Origin of the sequence: Micromonospora sp. HK10, assembly GCF_000982955.1 — a bacterium.
In the GTDB taxonomy this organism is placed as follows: Bacteria; Actinomycetota; Actinomycetes; order Mycobacteriales; family Micromonosporaceae; genus Micromonospora.
Map to the genome: position 1 here is coordinate 64,785 of NZ_KQ058836.1, position 16,038 is coordinate 80,822.

Sequence of the window (16,038 nt, forward strand, 5' to 3'; positions counted from 1 at the left end):
GGTCAGCTCCGGGCGGCGACGCCCGCGCGGGGCGCCGGCACGCCGGCGGGCGGGGCGGCGGTGACCAGGTTGCCGTCGCGGTAGAGCAGCGACCGGCCGGGGCGGGGCACCACCCAGCCGGTGTCGCCCGGCTCGGGTTCGCTCCCTTCCGGCACGACCACCTGCACGCTGGTCCGGCCCGCGCCCGCGCCCGTGTCGCCGGCCGCGAGGCCCGCGCCGGGCCCGTCGCCGCCGTCCGGGCCGGCGTCGCCATCCGGGCCGGCGCCGCCGTCCGGGGCGTCGGCCGCGTCCGGGTCGTCGGCGGGTACGTCCAGCGAGACCAGGGAGACGCTGCCGAGGTTCTCCACCACCACGACCTCGCCGGTCAGCGCGCCGTCGACCGGGCTCGCGGAGTAGTCGAGGTATTCGGGGCGCACCCCGTAGACCAGCCGCTCCCCGTCGGTGACCCGGTCCCGGGCGTCCTCGGGCAGCGGTAGCCGGGCCCGGGCCACCGCCAGTTCCTCGCCGTGCACGCGGGCGGCGATCAGGTTCATCGGGGTGGAGCCGATGAAGCCGGCGACGAAGGTGTTGGCGGGGCGGCGGAACACCTCGGTGGGGGTGCCGACCTGCCGGATCCGGCCGCCCTCCATCACCGCGATCCGGTCGGCCAGGGCGAGCGCTTCGGCCTGGTCGTGGGTGACGAAGACGGTGGTGACGCCGAGTTCCCGTTGCAGCCGCTTGAGGAAGGTACGGGCCTCCAGCCGCAGCCGGGCGTCCAGGTTGGACAGCGGCTCGTCGAGCAGGAACACCTGCGGGTGGCAGGCCATCGCCCGGGCCAGGGCGACGCGCTGCTGCTGGCCGCCGGAGAGCTGCCCGGGGCGGCGCTCCAGCAGGCCGGCCAGGCCCAGCTCGTCGGCGGTCTCGCCGGCCTTGCCGGCCCGGCTGCGCCGGTCGACCTTCTTGATCCGCAGCGGGTAGGCGATGTTGTCCCGCACCGTCATGTGCGGGAAGAGGGCGTAGTCCTGGAAGACCATGGCCACGTCGCGCCGGCCGGGCGGCAGGTTGGTGACGTCCCGCTCGCCGATCCGCACGCTGCCGCCGGAGGCGACCTCGAGGCCGGCGATGGTGCGCAACAGGGTGGTCTTGCCGCAACCGGACGGGCCGAGCAGGGCGAAGAACTCGCCGTCGGCGATCTCCAGGTCGAGGGCGTCCAGGGCGCGTACCCCGCCGGGGTAGACCTTGGTCAGCTCGCGCATGGTGATGGCGGACATCAGCGCTTGATCCCTCCGTGGAAGCGGAACCCGTACCGGCTGCTGACGAAGACGAACATGAGCGCCACCGGCAGCGAGTAGAGCAGCGAGAAGGTGGAGAGCAGGCGCAGGTCGGCCTGCCCGCCCTCGGTGTAGAGGGTGTACATGATCACCGCGGCGGGGGCCTTGTCCGGCCCGCGCAGGAGCAGGAACGGCACCAGGAAGTTGCCCCACACGTTGGCCACCGCCCACACCCCGACGGTGGCCAGGCCGGGGCGGACCAGCGGCACCACGATGTGCCGCATGATCTGCAACGGGCTGGCGCCGAAGACCCGGGCGGACTCCTCGTAGGACGTCGGGGTGGAGTCCATGAAGTCCTTGAGGATGAAGATGGCCGCCGGCAGCAGCCCGCCGCTGAGGATCAGGATGACGCCGAGCCGGGAGTCGATCAGGTTGAGCCGGAAGGCCAGCTCGAACAGCGGCACCATGGTGGCGGTGCCGGTGACGATCGACGAGAGCAGCAGCAGCCCGTAGAGCAGCGCGTCGCGGCCGGGCACCCGGACCCGGCTCAGCGCGTACGCGGCGAGCGCGGCGAAGGCCACCACCAGGACGGCGGTGCCGGCGGCCAGGTAGACCGAGTTGAGCAGCGAACTCAGCGCGTACGGGTTGTCCAGCAGGGCGCGGAAGTTGTCCAGGGTGAACGCCGGCAGCGAGGCGGTGACCGTCGGGGTGTCGTCGAACGGGGCGGTGGCCAGCCACAGCAGCGGCAGCGCGAAGAAGCCCAGCACGACGCAGAGGAAGGTGTAGCGGCCGACCTGGGCGAGCAGGTGGCGGACCGCGACGGCGGGCCGGTCGCCGGTCGGCTCGGTGCTGGATGCGGTGGTGGCCGTGCTGGTCACGCCGCCTCCTTCCGCCGGCCCAGCATGCGCAGGTAGACCAGCGCGATGACCAGGTTGATCAGCAGCATGACGAACGAGATGGCGGCGCCGAAGCCGAGTTCGCCGCCGGAGAGCGCCACCTTGTAGACGTAGACGGGCAGGATCTCCGAGCGCTGCTCGGGCCCGCCCGCGGTGATCAGGAACGGCGCGAAGTCGTTGAACGTCCAGAGGCTGATCAGCAGCAGGTTGGTCAGCACGTGGCCGCGGATGTGCGGGAAGACCACGTCGCGCAGCTGCTGCCAGGTCGAGGCGCCGGCCAGCCGCGCGGTCTCCAGGTGCGAGCGGGGGACGTTCTCCAGCGCGGCGGCGTAGAGCATCATCGAGAACGCGGTGCCGCGCCAGGTGTTGAAGACGATGATCGACAGCATCGGGTGGTCGAGCAGCCAGGCCGTCCCGGGGATGCCGAGCAGCGCGTTGAGCGTGCCGGCGTCCCGGTCGAGCAGGGCGATCCAGAGGAACGCGACCACCGAGCTGGGCAGGATCCAGGAGAGCAGGACGAACCCCTCGACCAGCCGGCGCAGCGGGCCGCGCCGGTCGCGCAGCGCGAAGGCGATGGCGAAGCCGAGGCCGGCCTGACCGATGACCGCCGAGCCGAGGACGAACTGCAGGGTCAGCAGCAGCGAGGTGCGGAACCGTTCGTCGCCGAGGGCCCGGGTGTAGTTGTCCAGGCCGACGACCTCGGGGTGAGCGGCGGCCAGCCCGGTGAGCCGGTAGTTGGTCACGCCCAGGTAGATCGTCCAGGCCGCCGGCACCACCAGGAAGACCAGGATGAGCACCATGGCCGGGACGAGGAACCCGGTGGCCCGGGCCCGGCCGAGACCGGCGGCGTCGGGGGCCGGGGAGGCGCCCGGGACCGGGCGCGCTCCCTCGACCATCTCGTCAGGAGGTGACGTTACCTGGACCACCGACGAGCCCTTCGACCTTCTTCTGGTACGCCGTGGCGGCCTCCTCGGCGCTCTTGCCCGACGCGGCGGCCGCGGTGGCCTCCTGGAGCGCGACCGACACCTGCGGGTACACCGCGAGCGGCGGCCGGTACGCGGTCAGCGGCAGCACCTTCTCGGTGACGTAGCTGAGCATCGGGTCGCCGGCGAGGACCTCCTTGTTGACGTCCTGCCGTGCGGTGATCCGCGCCTCGCCGGCCAGTTCGGCCTTGACCGCCTCGGCCGAGTGCATGAACGACAGCAGCTCCCAGGCCTGGGACGGGTACTTGGAGTTCGGGTTGAGCGTGCGGACGCCGCCGCCGGACATGCTGACGAAGTCCTGGCCGCGCAGCCCGGCGCCGGGCTGCTTCGCCGGGATCATCGCGTACCCGACGGTGGTGTCCCGGTCGGCCATCTTGGCGATGCCGTCCTTCGGGTTGATGACGCTGCGCCAGAAGTAGTCGCCCTCGGCCAGGATGCCGATCTTGCCGGCGGCGAACTCGGCGAAGGACTTGTCCCGCCCCTTCGCCTCCTGCTGCAGCTTCGGGTCGCCCAGCCCGCCGCCGTAGATCTTGGTGTAGAAGTCGAGCACGTCCTTGACCGGCTGGGTGGCGCCGGCCCACTTCCCGTCCCGGTAGATCTCGCCGCCGGCGCCGGCCAGCAGCGGCAGCGCGCCCTGCATCGAGGTGGCCTCGCCCATCGCGGTGCCGGCGTTGATCTGGATCGGGGTCACCCCGGGCAGCGCCTTGAGCTTGGTGCCGGCGTCGAGGATCTCCTGCCAGCTCTTCGGCTGCCAGTCGGCGGGCAGGCCGGCCTGGGCGAACAGCTTCTTGTTGTAGTAGAGGACCCGGCCGTCGGTGCCGAGCGGGATGGCGTAGCGCTTGTCCTCGAAGGAGCCGAGCCCCTGCACGCTGTCCGGGATCTGCGACCAGCCCTCCCAGGAGTCGACCTGGTCGCCGGCCACCTCGGCCAGCGGCTTGAGGTAGCCGGCCTGGGCGAACTCGCCGATCCAGATGCCGTCCACGGCGATGACGTCGGCGCCGCCCTTGGACCGCAGGTCCAGGGCCAGCTTGGTCTTGTACTGCTCGTCGTCGACGCCGCTGGGCACGAAGGTCACCTTGGCGGTGACGCCCTTGGCCTTCTGCGCCTCGACGAACTTGGGGATGACCCACTTCTCGATCCACTCGGCGCCGGCGGAGTTCTTCCCGCCCGCGATGGAGTTGGCCGCGATGGTCAGGGTGATGTTCTTGGCGTCCTTGCCGGCGGGCTCGTCGGACCCGCCGCAGGCGGTGCCGGTGAGGGCGACTGCGGTGAGCGCGGCGAGTACGCCCGCGGCGCGTCTCGGCTTGGCTGACATGGGCTGTTTCCCTTCGCAAGGAGTGACTTCGAAGAGACTCGCGAGGTCGCCCCGCCGGCCGCACGTCCGCTGCCGGCGGTGCTGCGGCCACAATGTCATGACAGCCTGACGACGTAAATACCTGTCACTGAAATGAGCGCGAAACATCCACCGGTCAGCGCTCGGCGACGGTGATCTCCAGGGAGTAGCGGCTGGCCCGGTAGATGTGCGCGCCGTGCTCGACGTAGCGGCCCTGGTCGTCGTACGCCGTGCGGGTCATCGTGAGCAGCGGCGCGCCGCGCCGCTCGGCCAGCATTTGCGCCTCCGCGGCGGTCGCCGCCCGCGCCCCGATCCGCTGGTGGGCGCCCCGGATCCGGCGGCCGCCGGCGCGCAGGATCGCGTAGAGGCCGTCGGCCTGCAACGCCTCCATGGTGAGCCGCGGCAGGTCGAGCGGGAGCCAGTTCTCCATCACCGCGAGCGGCTCCCCGTCGGAGAAACGTAGCCGGCGCAGGTGCTGCACCTCGCCACCCGGTGGCAGGCCCAGCGCCGCCGCCACCGCAGGCGGGCAGGCCACCGTGGCCAGCTCCAGCACCGAGGTGGACGGTTGCTGGCCGGCCCGGACCAGGTCGTCGTGGAGGCTGGTCAGCTCGACGGCCCGGCGGACCTCGCCCCGGACCACCTGGGTGCCGACCCCGCGCCGGCGCACGATCAGTCCCTTGTCGACCAGGTGCTGGATGGCCTGGCGCACGGTGGGACGGGACAGCCCCAGCCGGTCGGCCAGTTGCAGTTCGCTGTCCAGCCGGTCACCGGGGGCCAGCTCACCGCGCTGGATCGCCGCGGCGAACTGCTCGGCGACCTGGAAGTAGAGCGGTATCGGGCTGCTGCGGTCGACCGCGATCTCGGGGCCGGTCACGGGTGCCTCCTCGCTTCGGCGGTGCGGGGATCCGGGGCGTTGATGGGCGCCACTGTACCGAAGCGATCACCCTGAGCAGAGCAAGGATGTAAAGACAACACATTGACACAACTCGCAGGGCACTGTTACCAATCAGGGACGGGATCAGCCGGCGAGCAGGCCGACGCCGGCCGGGACGGAGGGCGCCGCATGCTCGATGTGCTCACCATCGGCCGGGTCGGGGTGGACATCTACCCGTTGCAGATCGCCACGCCGCTGGCCGAGGTCGAGACGTTCGGCCGGTTCCTCGGCGGCAGCGCCACCAACGTGGCGGTCGCGGCCAGCCGGCAGGGGCTGCGGGCCGGGGTGATCACCCGCACCGGCGCGGACGCGTTCGCCGACTACGTGCACCGGGCGCTGCGCGAATTCGGGGTGGACGACAGCCAGGTCCGCCCGGTCGACGGCCTGCCCACCCCGGTGACCTTCTGCGAGATCTTCCCGCCGGACCACTTCCCGCTCTGGTTCTACCGCACCCCCACCGCACCGGACCTGCAGATCCGCCCCGAGGAACTGGACCTCGACACGATCACCGGCGCCGGCGTCCTCTGGCTCACCGGCACCGGCCTGTGCCAGCAGCCCAGCCGGGCCGCGCACACCGCCGCGCTGGCCGCCCGCCGGGGCCGCCCGCACACCGTGCTGGACCTGGACTACCGGCCGATGTTCTGGCCCGACCCGGGCACCGCACGCGCCGCCGTCGCGGAGGCGCTGCCGCACGTCACCGTCGCCGTCGGCAACCTCGACGAGGTGGAGGTCGCGGTCGGCACCCGCGACCCGGACCGGGCCGCCGAGCTGCTGCTCGACCGCGGGCCCCGGCTCGCCGTGGTCAAGCTCGGCCCGGACGGGGTGCTGGCCCGCACCGCCGAGCAGAGCGTCCGGGTGCCGCCGGTGCCGGTGGACGTGGTCAACGGGCTCGGCGCCGGCGACGCGTTCGGCGGGGCGCTCTGCCTCGGGCTGCTGCGCGGCTGGCCGCTGGCGCGGACGCTGCGCTTCGCCAACGCCGCCGGCGCGATCGTCGCCTCCCGCCTGGCCTGCTCGGCCGCCATGCCCGACTACGCCGAGACCGCCGCGCTGGCCGGGGACGCCGCGCCGGGACCGGCGCCGTCGACCGCCGTCCTGACAGGAGAAGACCGGTGAGCACCGAGTACGACGCGCTGACCCGCACCCGGGCACACCGGCCGCAGACGATCGCCGAAGCCGCCGCCCGCCGTACCCGCCGACCCTGGCCCGAGCCGGGCCGCCCGCTGTTCGTCATCGCCGCCGACCACCCGGCCCGCGGCGCCCTCGGGGTGCGGGACCGGCCGATGGCCATGGCCGGCCGGGTGGACCTGCTCGACCGGCTCCGGGTGGCGCTGTCCCGGCCGGGCGTCGACGGGGTGCTCGGCACCCCGGACATCCTGGAGGACCTGCTGCTGCTCGGCGCGCTGGAGAACCGGCTGGCGATCGGCTCGATGAACCGTGGCGGCCTCTCCGGCGCCACCTTCGAACTCGACGACCGGTTCACCGCGTACGACGCCGACAGCATCGCCGCGATGCGCTACGACGGCGGCAAGATGCTCTGCCGGATCGATCCCGACGACCCGGCCACCGCCGCCACGCTGCAGGCCTGCGCCCAGGCGGTCACCGCCCTGGCCGCCCACCGCACCGTGGCCCTGGTCGAGCCGCTCTGGGTGACCCGCCAGGACGGCCGGGTCAGCGCCGACCTGCGCCCGGAGGCGGTGGTCAGGGGCGTCAGCGTCGGGCAGGCGCTCGGCGCCACCAGCGCGTACACCTGGCTGAAGCTGCCGGCCGTCGACGAGATGGAACGGGTGATGGCCGCGACCACACTGCCGGTGCTGCTGCTCGGCGGCGACCCGGTGGAGGCCCCGGAGATGGTGTACGCGCGCTGGGCGCGGGCGCTGCGGCTGCCCGGCGTGCGTGGCCTGGTGGTCGGCCGGGCGCTGCTCTACCCGCCCGACGACGACGTGGCCGCCGCGGTGGACCTGGCCGGCTCGCTGCTGCCCACCGGGCAGGACGCGTGAGGACCGCGGACGCCCACCTGCGCTGGGGCGACGCCGCCCGCGCGCCGTGGGCGCTGGAACTCACCCCCGAACGGGCCGGCTGGACGTACGCCGGGCTGCGGGTGCTCACCCTGCCGGCCGGCGGCGAGGTCAGCTTCGCCACCGGCGACGAGGAGATGCTGGTGCTGCCGCTGGCCGGCGCCGCCACCGTGCACTGCGACGGGCTGCGGATCACGTTGACCGGACGGGAGTCGGTATTCGCCTCGGTCACCGACTTCGCCTACCTGCCCCGCGACGCCGACGTGACGATCCACGGTCAGGGCCGCTTCGCGCTGCCGTCGGCGCGGGCCTCCCGCCGGCTGTCGCCCCGCTACGGCGCGGCCCGGGACGTGCCGGTGGAGCTGCGCGGCGCCGGCCCGGCCAGCCGGCAGGTCAACAACTTCTGCGCCCCGGAGGCCTTCGGCTGCGACCGGCTGGTCGCCGTGGAGGTGCTCACCCCCGGCGGCAACTGGTCGTCGTACCCGCCGCACAAGCACGAGCAGGACCGGACGTACGGCGACGGGCGGGTCGAGGCCGCGCTGGAGGAGATCTACTACTTCGAGGTGGCCGGCGGCGAACCCGGCGCCGGCCCGGTCGGCTACCAGCGGGTGTACGGCACCACCGACCGGCCGATCGACGTGCTGGCCGAGGTGCGCACCGGCGACGTGGTGCTGGTTCCGTACGGCTACCACGGGCCGTCCATGGCCGCCCCCGGCTACGACCTCTACTACCTCAACGTGCTGGCCGGGCCGGGGCCGACCCGGACCATGGCCTGCGTGGACGATCCCCGGCACGGCTGGATCCGGGGCAGCTGGGCCGGCCAGCCGGTCGACCCGCGGCTGCCGCTGGCCCGGCCCGGAACGAAAGAGGCGTGATGCCCAGGTTGACGGTGGCGCAGGCAGTGGTGACCTTCCTGGCCCGGCAGTTCTCCGAGCGGGACGGGCAGCGGCGCCGGCTCGTCCCGGCCTGCTTCGGCATCTTCGGGCACGGCAACGTCGCCGGCCTCGGCGAGGCCCTGGCCGCCGCCGGGGCCGACCTGCCGTACCACCTGTGCCGCACCGAGCAGGGCATGGTGCACACGGCCGCGGCGTACGCCCGGATGACCGACCGGCTCAGCACCCTGGCCTGCACCACCTCGATCGGCCCCGGCGCGACCAACCTGGTCACCGGTGCCGCGGGCGCCACCATCAACCGGCTGCCGGTGCTGCTGCTGCCCGGCGACATCTTCGCCACCCGGGTCGCCAACCCGGTGCTGCAGGAACTGGAGGACCCGCGCTCCTACGACATCAGCGTGACCGACGCGCTGCGACCGGTCTCCCGCTACTGGGACCGGATCAACCGCCCCGAGCAGCTACCGGCGGCGCTGCTGGCCGCGATGCGGGTGCTCACCGACCCGGTGGAGACCGGCGCGGTCACCCTGGCCCTGCCGCAGGACGTGCAGGCCGAGGCGTACGACTGGCCCGACGAGCTGTTCGCCGAACGGGTCTGGCACGTGCCGCGCCCTCGGGCCGACGCCGCGGCGCTGGACCGGGCGGCCGCATTCGTGCGGTCGGCCCGCCGGCCGCTGGTGGTGGCCGGCGGCGGGGTGATCTACAGCGGGGCCACCGGAGCGCTGCGCCGCTTCGCCGAGGAGCACGGGGTGCCGGTGGCGGAGACCCAGGCGGGCACCGGCGCACTGCCGTACGGCCATCCGCTCGCCCTCGGCGCGCTCGGCGTCACCGGCACCAGTGCGGCCAACGAGATCGCGGCCGGCGCGGACGTGGTGCTCGGGGTGGGCACCCGCTACAGCGACTTCACCACCGCCTCCGGCACGCTCTTCGGCGACGGGACGCGCTTCGTCAACCTCAACGTCACCGGCTTCGACGCGGCGAAGCTCGCCGGTACGCAGGTCGTCGGCGACGCCCGGGAGAGCCTGGCCGCCCTCGACGCGGCCTGCGCCGGCTGGGCCACCGAGCCGGCGTACCGGGACTCGGTGACCCGGTTGCGCGAGCGCTGGACGGCCGTGGCGGACGCCGCCCGGCACGCCGACCCGGACGCGCGGCCCACCCAGACCGCGGTGATCGGCGCGGTGAACGACGCCGCCGGCCCGCGCGGCGTGGTGGTGTGCGCGGCCGGCTCGATGCCCGGCGACCTGCACCGGCTGTGGCGCAGCGCCGACCCGAAGAGCTACCACGTCGAGTACGGCTACTCCTGCATGGGCTACGAGATCGCCGGCGGGATCGGGGTGAAGCTCGCCGCGCCGGAGCGCGAGGTGTTCGTGCTGGTCGGCGACGGGTCCTACCTGATGCTGCCCAGCGAGCTGGCGACCGCGGTCGCCGACGGCGTGAAGCTGGTCGTGGTGCTGGTCGACAACTCCGGATTCGCGTCGATCGGCCGACTCTCGGAGAGCGTCGGCGCGCAGCGGCTCGGCACCGCCTACGCCGACCCGGCCGGCGCCCCACTGCCGGTCGACCTCGGCGCCAACGCGGCCAGTCTCGGCGCCGACCTGATCCGGGTGGCCACCATGGCGCAGCTGCGGGCGGCCCTGGCCACGGCGACGGCGGCCACCCGGACCACCGTGGTGCACGTCCGGACCGACCGGTTCGAGGCGGGTCCGGACGCCGGCGCCTGGTGGGACGTGCCGGTGGCCGAGGTGTCGACCACGGCCGAGGGACGGGCCGCCCGGGCCGGGTACGAGGCCGGGCGCAAGACCCGGCGCGTCCACCTGCGCCCCGGCTGACCGGCCCGCCCCCGGCCGCGCCGGCCGACGGTGGCCGCGCCGGCCACCGATGGCCGCGCCGGCCTGCGGTGGCCGCCCCGGGCGGCGCGCGGCCCTCCTCGGCTCAGCCGGCAGCCGTGGTCAAGGGCTGGTGAGGATGACGAGCTGGCGGGTCGCCCGGGTCATCGCCACGTAGCGGTCGACGGCCCCCTCGATGCCGTCGCCGAAAGCCGCCGGGTCGACGAGGATCACCAGGTCGAACTCCAGTCCCTTCGCCAGCTCCGGGGTCAGCGACCGGACCCGGGCCGTCGGCCGGAACGCGGGAGCGCCGATCACGCAGGCGATGCCGTCGTCGTGCCCGGCGAGCCAGGCGTCGAGGATCGCGGTGAGCTGCCCGACCGGGCCGTGCACCACGGGCAGGCCGCCGCTGCGGATGGAGGTCGGCACGTTGGCGTCCGGGAGCACGGCCCGGATGACCGGCTCGGCTTCCGTCATGACCTCTTCCGGCGTCCGATAGTTGATGCGCAGCGAGGCCACGGTGATCCGGTCGAGCCCGATCCGCTCGAGCCGTTCGGGCCAGGACTCGGCGAAGCCGTGCCGGGCCTGGGCGCGGTCCCCGACGATGGTGAAGCTGCGGGACGGGCAGCGCAGCAGCAGCATCTGCCACTGCGCGTCGGTCAGTTCCTGCGCCTCGTCCACGACGATGTGCGCGAACGGGCCGGCGAGCTGGTCCCGCTCGGCGGTGGCCAGCCCGGTCTCGTCCACCAGGGCGTCCTGGAGGTCCAGTTGGCGCAGGCTGGACAGCACCCCCTCACCGTCGTCGTAGGTGTGTGCCTCGATCAGTTCGTCGACGACCGCGGCCATCCGCGTGCGCTCGGTGGCCAGCGCGGCCGCGCGCCGGTGGTTGCGCCGCGACGCCTCCGGGTCACCGAGCCGCTGCCGTGCGGCGTCCAGCAGCGGCAGGTCGGACCCGGTCCAGGCGCGGGGTTCCGGGCGCTGCAACCGCCGGACCTCGTCCGGGCTGAGCCAGGGCGCGCACCGGCGCAGGTACGCCGGCACCGACCAGAGATCGGCGACGAGCTCGGCCGGGTCGAGCAGCGGCCAGGCGCGGTTGACGGCCGCCCGCAGCTCCCGGTTGCGCAGCAGCGACCCGCGGACCAGATCCTCCGGCTCGTCGCCGTCGTATCCGGCCAGCAGGATGGTGAGCAGCGCGTCCCAGATCTCGTCCCGCGCCTCGTTGTGCGGGGTGCCCGGCCCCGGCGCCGCGAACGCCTCGGCCCAGTCGTCGGCGCTCAGCCAGATGTCGGCCTCGCCGGTGCTGACCGTCATCCCGGTGGCCGGCGGCTCCTCATAGAACCGGACGGCCGCCTCGATTCCCTTGACCACCAGGTCCGCGGACGCCTTCAGCCGGGCCACCTCCGGGTCGGTCTCGGCGCCCGCCGCGGCCCCCTCCGGGACCAGGTCCCGCAGCGTGCAGGTCTGCACGTCCTCCTCGCCGAGGCTGGGCAGCACGTCGGCGACGTAGGCGAGATAGGGCTCGTGCGGACCGACGAAGAGCACCCCGCCGGTGCGGTGGCCGAGGCGCGGGTCGGCGTAGCGCAGGTAGGCGGTGCGGTGCAGGGCGACGACGGTCTTGCCGGTGCCCGGACCGCCGTCGACCACGAGGGCACCCCGCGAGCCGGCCCGGATGATCGCGTCCTGGTCGGCCTGGATGGTGGCGAGCACGTCCCGCATCCGGGCCGACCGGCTGCCGCCCAGGCTGGCGATGAAGGCGGACTGGTCGTCGAGCGCGGCGTGCCCGTCGAGCCCGTCCGGGGTGAACACCTCGTCCCAGTAGTCGCTGATCCGGCCGTCGGTCCAGCGGTACCTGCGCCGGCTGGTCAGCCCCATCGGGTTGGCGTGGGTCGCCCCGAAGTACGGCTCGGCCGCGGGCGAGCGCCAGTCCAGCAGCAGCCGGCGACCCGCGCTGTCGGTGAGGCCGCGCCGGCCGATGTACACCGGCTCGGCGTGCTCCGCGCCGACGATCCGGCCGATGCACAGGTCCAGGCCGAAGCGGCGAAGGCGACGCAGCTCGGCCTCCAGCCGGCGGACCTCCATGTCCCGGTCCGACGCCTGGCGGCCCTTGCCGCCGGGCGCCCGACGGGCGGCGTCGAGCCGGTCCGACAGGTCGCCGAGCAACTGCGCGAGCCGCTCGGCGATGGCCGCGAAGTGCTGCTCGTCGCCGTCGATCAACGCCGGATCGGCCTTGGCGCGGAGCCGGTCGGGGAGGTGGAAGACACTGCCGCTCAGGGAAGTCAAATCGTCTGTTCCGATCGGTTGTCGCGGAGAACCGGTGCGCGGCACCGGGTGGGTGCCGGCGGCACGTGGTCAGGACCGGCGGCGGCGTGGCGCGCGACCACCGGTGCCGCCCGTCCGGACCTCGGCCAGCGATTCTGCGGCACGACCGGGGTCTTGCCGCAAGCCCGGGGGTGCGATATACCTTTACAGTGGAGGGGTTCAGACCCTCTTTTTTTTATGCCTGGGCTGCGCCGCCCGGGCTCTTTCCCGGGCTGTGCCGCCCGGCCTGTTTCCCGGTTTTCCGTCCGAGCCCGTCACGATCGGCCCTCGACCGGACATGGGGTGAACGTGAGCTCCGGGACTGACCACGAGGACCGCTTCCGACGCGTCTACGCGGCCGACTTCCAGCCCTTGCTGGCGTACGCCCTGCGGCGCGTGGCGCATCCCGAGGACGCGGCCGACGTCGTCGCGGAGACCTTACTGGTCGCCTGGCGTCGCCGGGAGGACCTGCCGCCCGACGGCGAGGCCCGGCTCTGGCTGTACGGGGTGGCCCGGCGCGTGCTCGCCAACCACCATCGTGGCGGCGTACGCCGACAGCGGTTGGGGGAGCGGCTACGGCACCGGATCACCGCGACGATGGCCGCCGACCCGGGCAGCGAGGTGCCCGAGCGGCTCGCCGTGCGGGCCGCGCTGGCCCGGCTCGGCGAGCTGGACCGGGAGGTGCTGATGCTCACCGTCTGGGAGGGTCTCGAGCCGCGCGAGGCGGCCAGTGTCCTTCGGGTCAGCCCGGCCGTGGTCCGGACCCGGCTCTCGCGCGCACGGGCCCGGCTGCGCGAACTCGTCGGTGACGACCTCGGCCCACCCGGACATGTACCCGGTGTCCTGGCCGCACCCGCCCCGAAGGAGGGCAGATGACCGAGGAGCACCTCGACCGGATGGTGCGAGACGCCGACCCCTACCGACCCGATCTCCTCGGGCACCTCGACGGGGCCGAGCAGACCCTCCTGGAGGAGATCATGTCCGAGCCGACCCTCACCCCGGTCGCCGAACCGCCGCAACCGCCGGGCCGGCCGCGCCGTACCGTGGTCCGTCGCCTGGCCGGCGTGTTCGCCGCGGCGGCGGTGCTCACCGGCGCCCTCGTCGTGCCCGGCCTGCTGCGGGCGGACCCGGACGGCGGCCGGTCCGGGCCCGCCGCGGGGGCCCCGGATCCGGCCGGCGACCCGTCCGCGTCCGGCGCCCCGGTCCGCTACTCGCCGGTGGCCCTCAAGGCGGCCGAGCAGAACCCGCGACTGCTGATCGACCAGCCCGGATGGCGGGCGACCACCGTGTACGGGTTCACCGACCAGCAGGGCACCATCGCGTTCCGCAACGGCGACCGGGAAGTGGAGATGAACTGGTACCCGGCCGCCGAGTACGCCAACTTCCGCGCCGACCGGCTCAACGTCAGCGATCCGGAGCCGGTCACGGTCGACGGCTGGTCGGGGGACCTGTTCACCTACCGCGCGGACGACTTCGCGGTCATGCTCCGCCCGCGCGACGGGGTCTTCGTCGAGATGCGCGGCGGGGTGGGGCACCGGGCCGATTTCGACAAGGTGCTCGCACGGGTGGTCCGCGCCGACGTCCGCACCTGGCTGGCCGCGCTGCCGCCGGAGATCGTCACGCCGGACCGGGTCGACGACCGGGCGGCCGCGGTCCTCGCCGGCGTGCCGCTGCCGCCGAACTTCGACCAGGCCGCACTGGCCAGCCTGGGCACCAACGACGCCTACCAGTTCGGCGCCGGGGTGACCTCGAAGGTGGGCTGCGGCTGGATCGCCGAGTGGCTGCGCGCCGACCGGGCCGGTGACGAGGCCGCCCGCCGCCGGGCCGCCGACGCGCTGCGCAGCAGCCACAACTGGCGGGTGCTGCACGAGATGAAGGATGAGGGCGACTGGCCGGAGGTGTTCTGGGAGACCGCCGACAAGGTTGCCGCCGGTCAGGTGCCGGCCGGGTACGCCCAGGGGTTGGGCTGCGACTGACGGCGGCCGTTCCCCGCGCCGGCCGGTGCCGGCCGGCGCGGCCCGACCGGCGGGCTCAGCCGGCCGTGGGCCGGGCGGTGTCGACCGCCCGGCCCATCCGGGTGACGGCCTCCGTGAGGATCGCCGGTGAGGTGGCGAAGTTGAGGCGTACGCAGCCCGCGCCGCCGGTGCCGAAGACGTGCCCGGAGCTGAGCGCGACCCGGGCCCGGTCGAGGAACATCTTCGCCGGGCCGGCGAGGTCGCTGGCGATGCCGGGCTCGCCGTCCGGCTGCTCGGTGGCGACGCCGAGCGCCGTGCAGTCCAGCCAGGCCAGGTAGGTGCCCTCGGGGCGGTGGTACCGGACCGCCGGCAGGTGCTCGGCCAGCAACGACGCCAGCAGCGCGCGGTTGCCGTCGAGGCCGTCGAGGAGCCCGTCGAGCCACGCCCCGCCGTCGCGGAACGCGGCCGTGTGCGCGATCACCCCCAGGTGGCTGGGCCCGTGACCGACCTCCTCGGGCATCCGGGCGAGGTCGGCCGCGGCCCGCGGGCCGGCGATCGCCAGCGCCGCCTTGAGTCCGGCGAGGTTCCACGCCTTCGAGGCGGAGGTCAGCGCGAACGCGTCCTCGGCGCCGGCCACCGTGAGGTACGGGGTGAACCGCGCCCCGGCCAGCACCACGGGCGCGTGGATCTCGTCGGAGATCACCCGTACGCCGTGCCGGGCGGCCAGGTCGGCGACGACCTCGAGTTCGTCCCGACGGTGCACGACGCCGGTCGGGTTGTGCGGGTTGCACAGCAGGAACGCCGGCCGGCGGCCGGCGGCGCGGGCCCGGCGGAAGGCCTCGTCCAGGGCGGCCGGCTCGATCCGCAGGTCCGGCCCGAGCGGGGCTTCGATCACCCGCCGCCCGGCGTGGCTGACGAAGGCGTAGAACGGCGGGTACACGGGGGAGCAGACCACCACGGCGTCGCCCGGGTCGGTCACCAGCCGCAACACCTCGACGATGCCGATCATGACGTCGGGTACCACGGTGGTGTGCTCGACCCGGAGATCGGGCCAGTCCCAGCGCCGGGCGGCGAACCCGGCGAGCGCCTCGGCGTAGCCGGTGCCGTGCGGGTAGCCGGTGTCGCCGAGGTCGATCGCGTGGCGCAGCGCGTCGGCCACCGCGGGAGCCAGCGGCGCGTCCTGCTCCGCCACCCAGAGCGGCAGCACGTCCGGCGGGTGCAGGCGCCACTTCACGCTGGTGCGTCGGCGCAGGTCGGCCAGGGTGAGCAGGGTGAGCGGATTCCGGGTCGCGGCGTGATCGGGACCTGCCATGCCGCCCACCCTAGGCCGCACCGGCGGTCCGGTCCGTACCGGTGTCACGCCGCGACCCCACCACCACCGGAGGCGGTACGCCGGGGCCAACCGGCCGCGGCGAGACCGGCGGCGGTGAGCGCGGCGCCGGCCGCCGCGGCGTACGCCGGCAGGCCGGGCGGGATGCCCAGATAGACGGTGATGCCGAGGATGCGGGACAGCCCCCAGGGCAGCAGCGCCAACTGGTCGTTCCACACCGTCAGCGCCCGCTCCAGGCCGACCAGCGCGACCAGGCCGGCGAGCACGCCGAGCGGAACACCCGCCGCGGCCACGGTCGACCCGACGGCCCGGCGGCGGAGCAGCCCGT

14 protein-coding genes are annotated in these 16,038 nt (G+C 74.3%); 6 read left to right on the forward strand and 8 right to left on the reverse strand.

Features of this window, described 5'->3' with window-relative positions:
• Positions 1-2: 2 nt before the first annotated feature.
• From LQ51_RS19040 to LQ51_RS19060, 5 genes are all read right to left on the reverse strand, one after another.
• Complete coding sequence (locus tag LQ51_RS19040; protein WP_046567568.1) at positions 3-1,250, reverse strand: ABC transporter ATP-binding protein; 1,248 nt, start codon at positions 1,248-1,250, stop codon at positions 3-5.
• Positions 1,250-2,128 (reverse strand): carbohydrate ABC transporter permease, encoded by an 879-nt coding sequence (locus LQ51_RS19045; RefSeq protein ID WP_046567569.1) that lies wholly within the window; start codon positions 2,126-2,128, stop codon positions 1,250-1,252. The genes LQ51_RS19040 and LQ51_RS19045 overlap by 1 nt, the downstream gene beginning before the upstream one ends.
• On the reverse strand, positions 2,125-3,042 hold the full coding sequence (locus LQ51_RS19050; RefSeq protein ID WP_046567570.1) for a carbohydrate ABC transporter permease: 918 nt from the start codon (positions 3,040-3,042) through the stop codon (positions 2,125-2,127). Before LQ51_RS19050 ends, LQ51_RS19045 begins: the two co-directional genes overlap by 4 nt.
• Before the next feature lie 4 nt (positions 3,043-3,046).
• Complete coding sequence (locus LQ51_RS19055; protein WP_046567571.1) at positions 3,047-4,444, reverse strand: extracellular solute-binding protein; 1,398 nt, start codon at positions 4,442-4,444, stop codon at positions 3,047-3,049.
• A gap of 154 nt (positions 4,445-4,598) precedes the next feature.
• Positions 4,599-5,336, reverse strand: a complete 738-nt coding sequence (locus LQ51_RS19060; protein ID WP_046567572.1) for a GntR family transcriptional regulator — start codon at positions 5,334-5,336, stop codon at positions 4,599-4,601.
• A gap of 189 nt (positions 5,337-5,525) precedes the next feature.
• On the opposite strand from LQ51_RS19060, the gene iolC reads away from it, so the two are divergent.
• From iolC to iolD, 4 genes are read left to right on the forward strand one after another with little or no spacing between them, the layout of a single operon-like run.
• Positions 5,526-6,509 carry a 5-dehydro-2-deoxygluconokinase gene (iolC, locus tag LQ51_RS19065; protein ID WP_046567575.1) on the forward strand — a complete coding sequence of 328 codons (984 nt, stop codon included), beginning with the start codon at positions 5,526-5,528 and terminating at the stop codon, positions 6,507-6,509.
• Entirely contained in the window at positions 6,506-7,393 is an 888-nt protein-coding gene (locus LQ51_RS19070) for a Cgl0159 family (beta/alpha)8-fold protein (RefSeq protein ID WP_046567578.1), read from the forward strand. The genes iolC and LQ51_RS19070 overlap by 4 nt, the downstream gene beginning before the upstream one ends.
• Positions 7,390-8,286 (forward strand): 5-deoxy-glucuronate isomerase, encoded by an 897-nt coding sequence (gene iolB / locus LQ51_RS19075; RefSeq protein WP_046567580.1) that lies wholly within the window; start codon positions 7,390-7,392, stop codon positions 8,284-8,286. Before LQ51_RS19070 ends, iolB begins: the two co-directional genes overlap by 4 nt.
• Positions 8,286-10,130: a 3D-(3,5/4)-trihydroxycyclohexane-1,2-dione acylhydrolase (decyclizing) gene (iolD, locus tag LQ51_RS19080; RefSeq protein WP_046567582.1), complete on the forward strand. Its 1,845-nt coding sequence runs from the start codon at positions 8,286-8,288 to the stop codon at positions 10,128-10,130. The genes iolB and iolD overlap by 1 nt, the downstream gene beginning before the upstream one ends.
• A 120-nt stretch (positions 10,131-10,250) precedes the next feature.
• Here iolD and helR read toward each other — a convergent pair whose 3' ends face one another.
• On the reverse strand, positions 10,251-12,398 hold the full coding sequence (gene helR, locus LQ51_RS19085; RefSeq protein WP_197087833.1) for an RNA polymerase recycling motor ATPase HelR: 2,148 nt from the start codon (positions 12,396-12,398) through the stop codon (positions 10,251-10,253).
• A 336-nt stretch (positions 12,399-12,734) separates the two neighbouring features.
• On the opposite strand from helR, the gene LQ51_RS19090 reads away from it, so the two are divergent.
• Positions 12,735-13,301, forward strand: coding sequence for an RNA polymerase sigma factor (locus tag LQ51_RS19090; RefSeq protein ID WP_046567612.1), 567 nt, complete (start codon positions 12,735-12,737; stop codon positions 13,299-13,301).
• Positions 13,298-14,401 (forward strand): hypothetical protein, encoded by a 1,104-nt coding sequence (locus LQ51_RS19095; RefSeq protein ID WP_046567586.1) that lies wholly within the window; start codon positions 13,298-13,300, stop codon positions 14,399-14,401. Before LQ51_RS19090 ends, LQ51_RS19095 begins: the two co-directional genes overlap by 4 nt.
• A 55-nt stretch (positions 14,402-14,456) precedes the next feature.
• Here the strand turns inward: LQ51_RS19095 and LQ51_RS19100 are convergent, their stop codons facing one another.
• Positions 14,457-15,692, reverse strand: coding sequence for a MalY/PatB family protein (locus LQ51_RS19100; RefSeq protein WP_046567614.1), 1,236 nt, complete (start codon positions 15,690-15,692; stop codon positions 14,457-14,459).
• Positions 15,693-15,736: 44 nt separating this feature from the next.
• On the reverse strand, positions 15,737-16,038 hold a 302-nt coding region (locus tag LQ51_RS33460), incomplete at its 5' end, for a hypothetical protein (protein WP_197087831.1).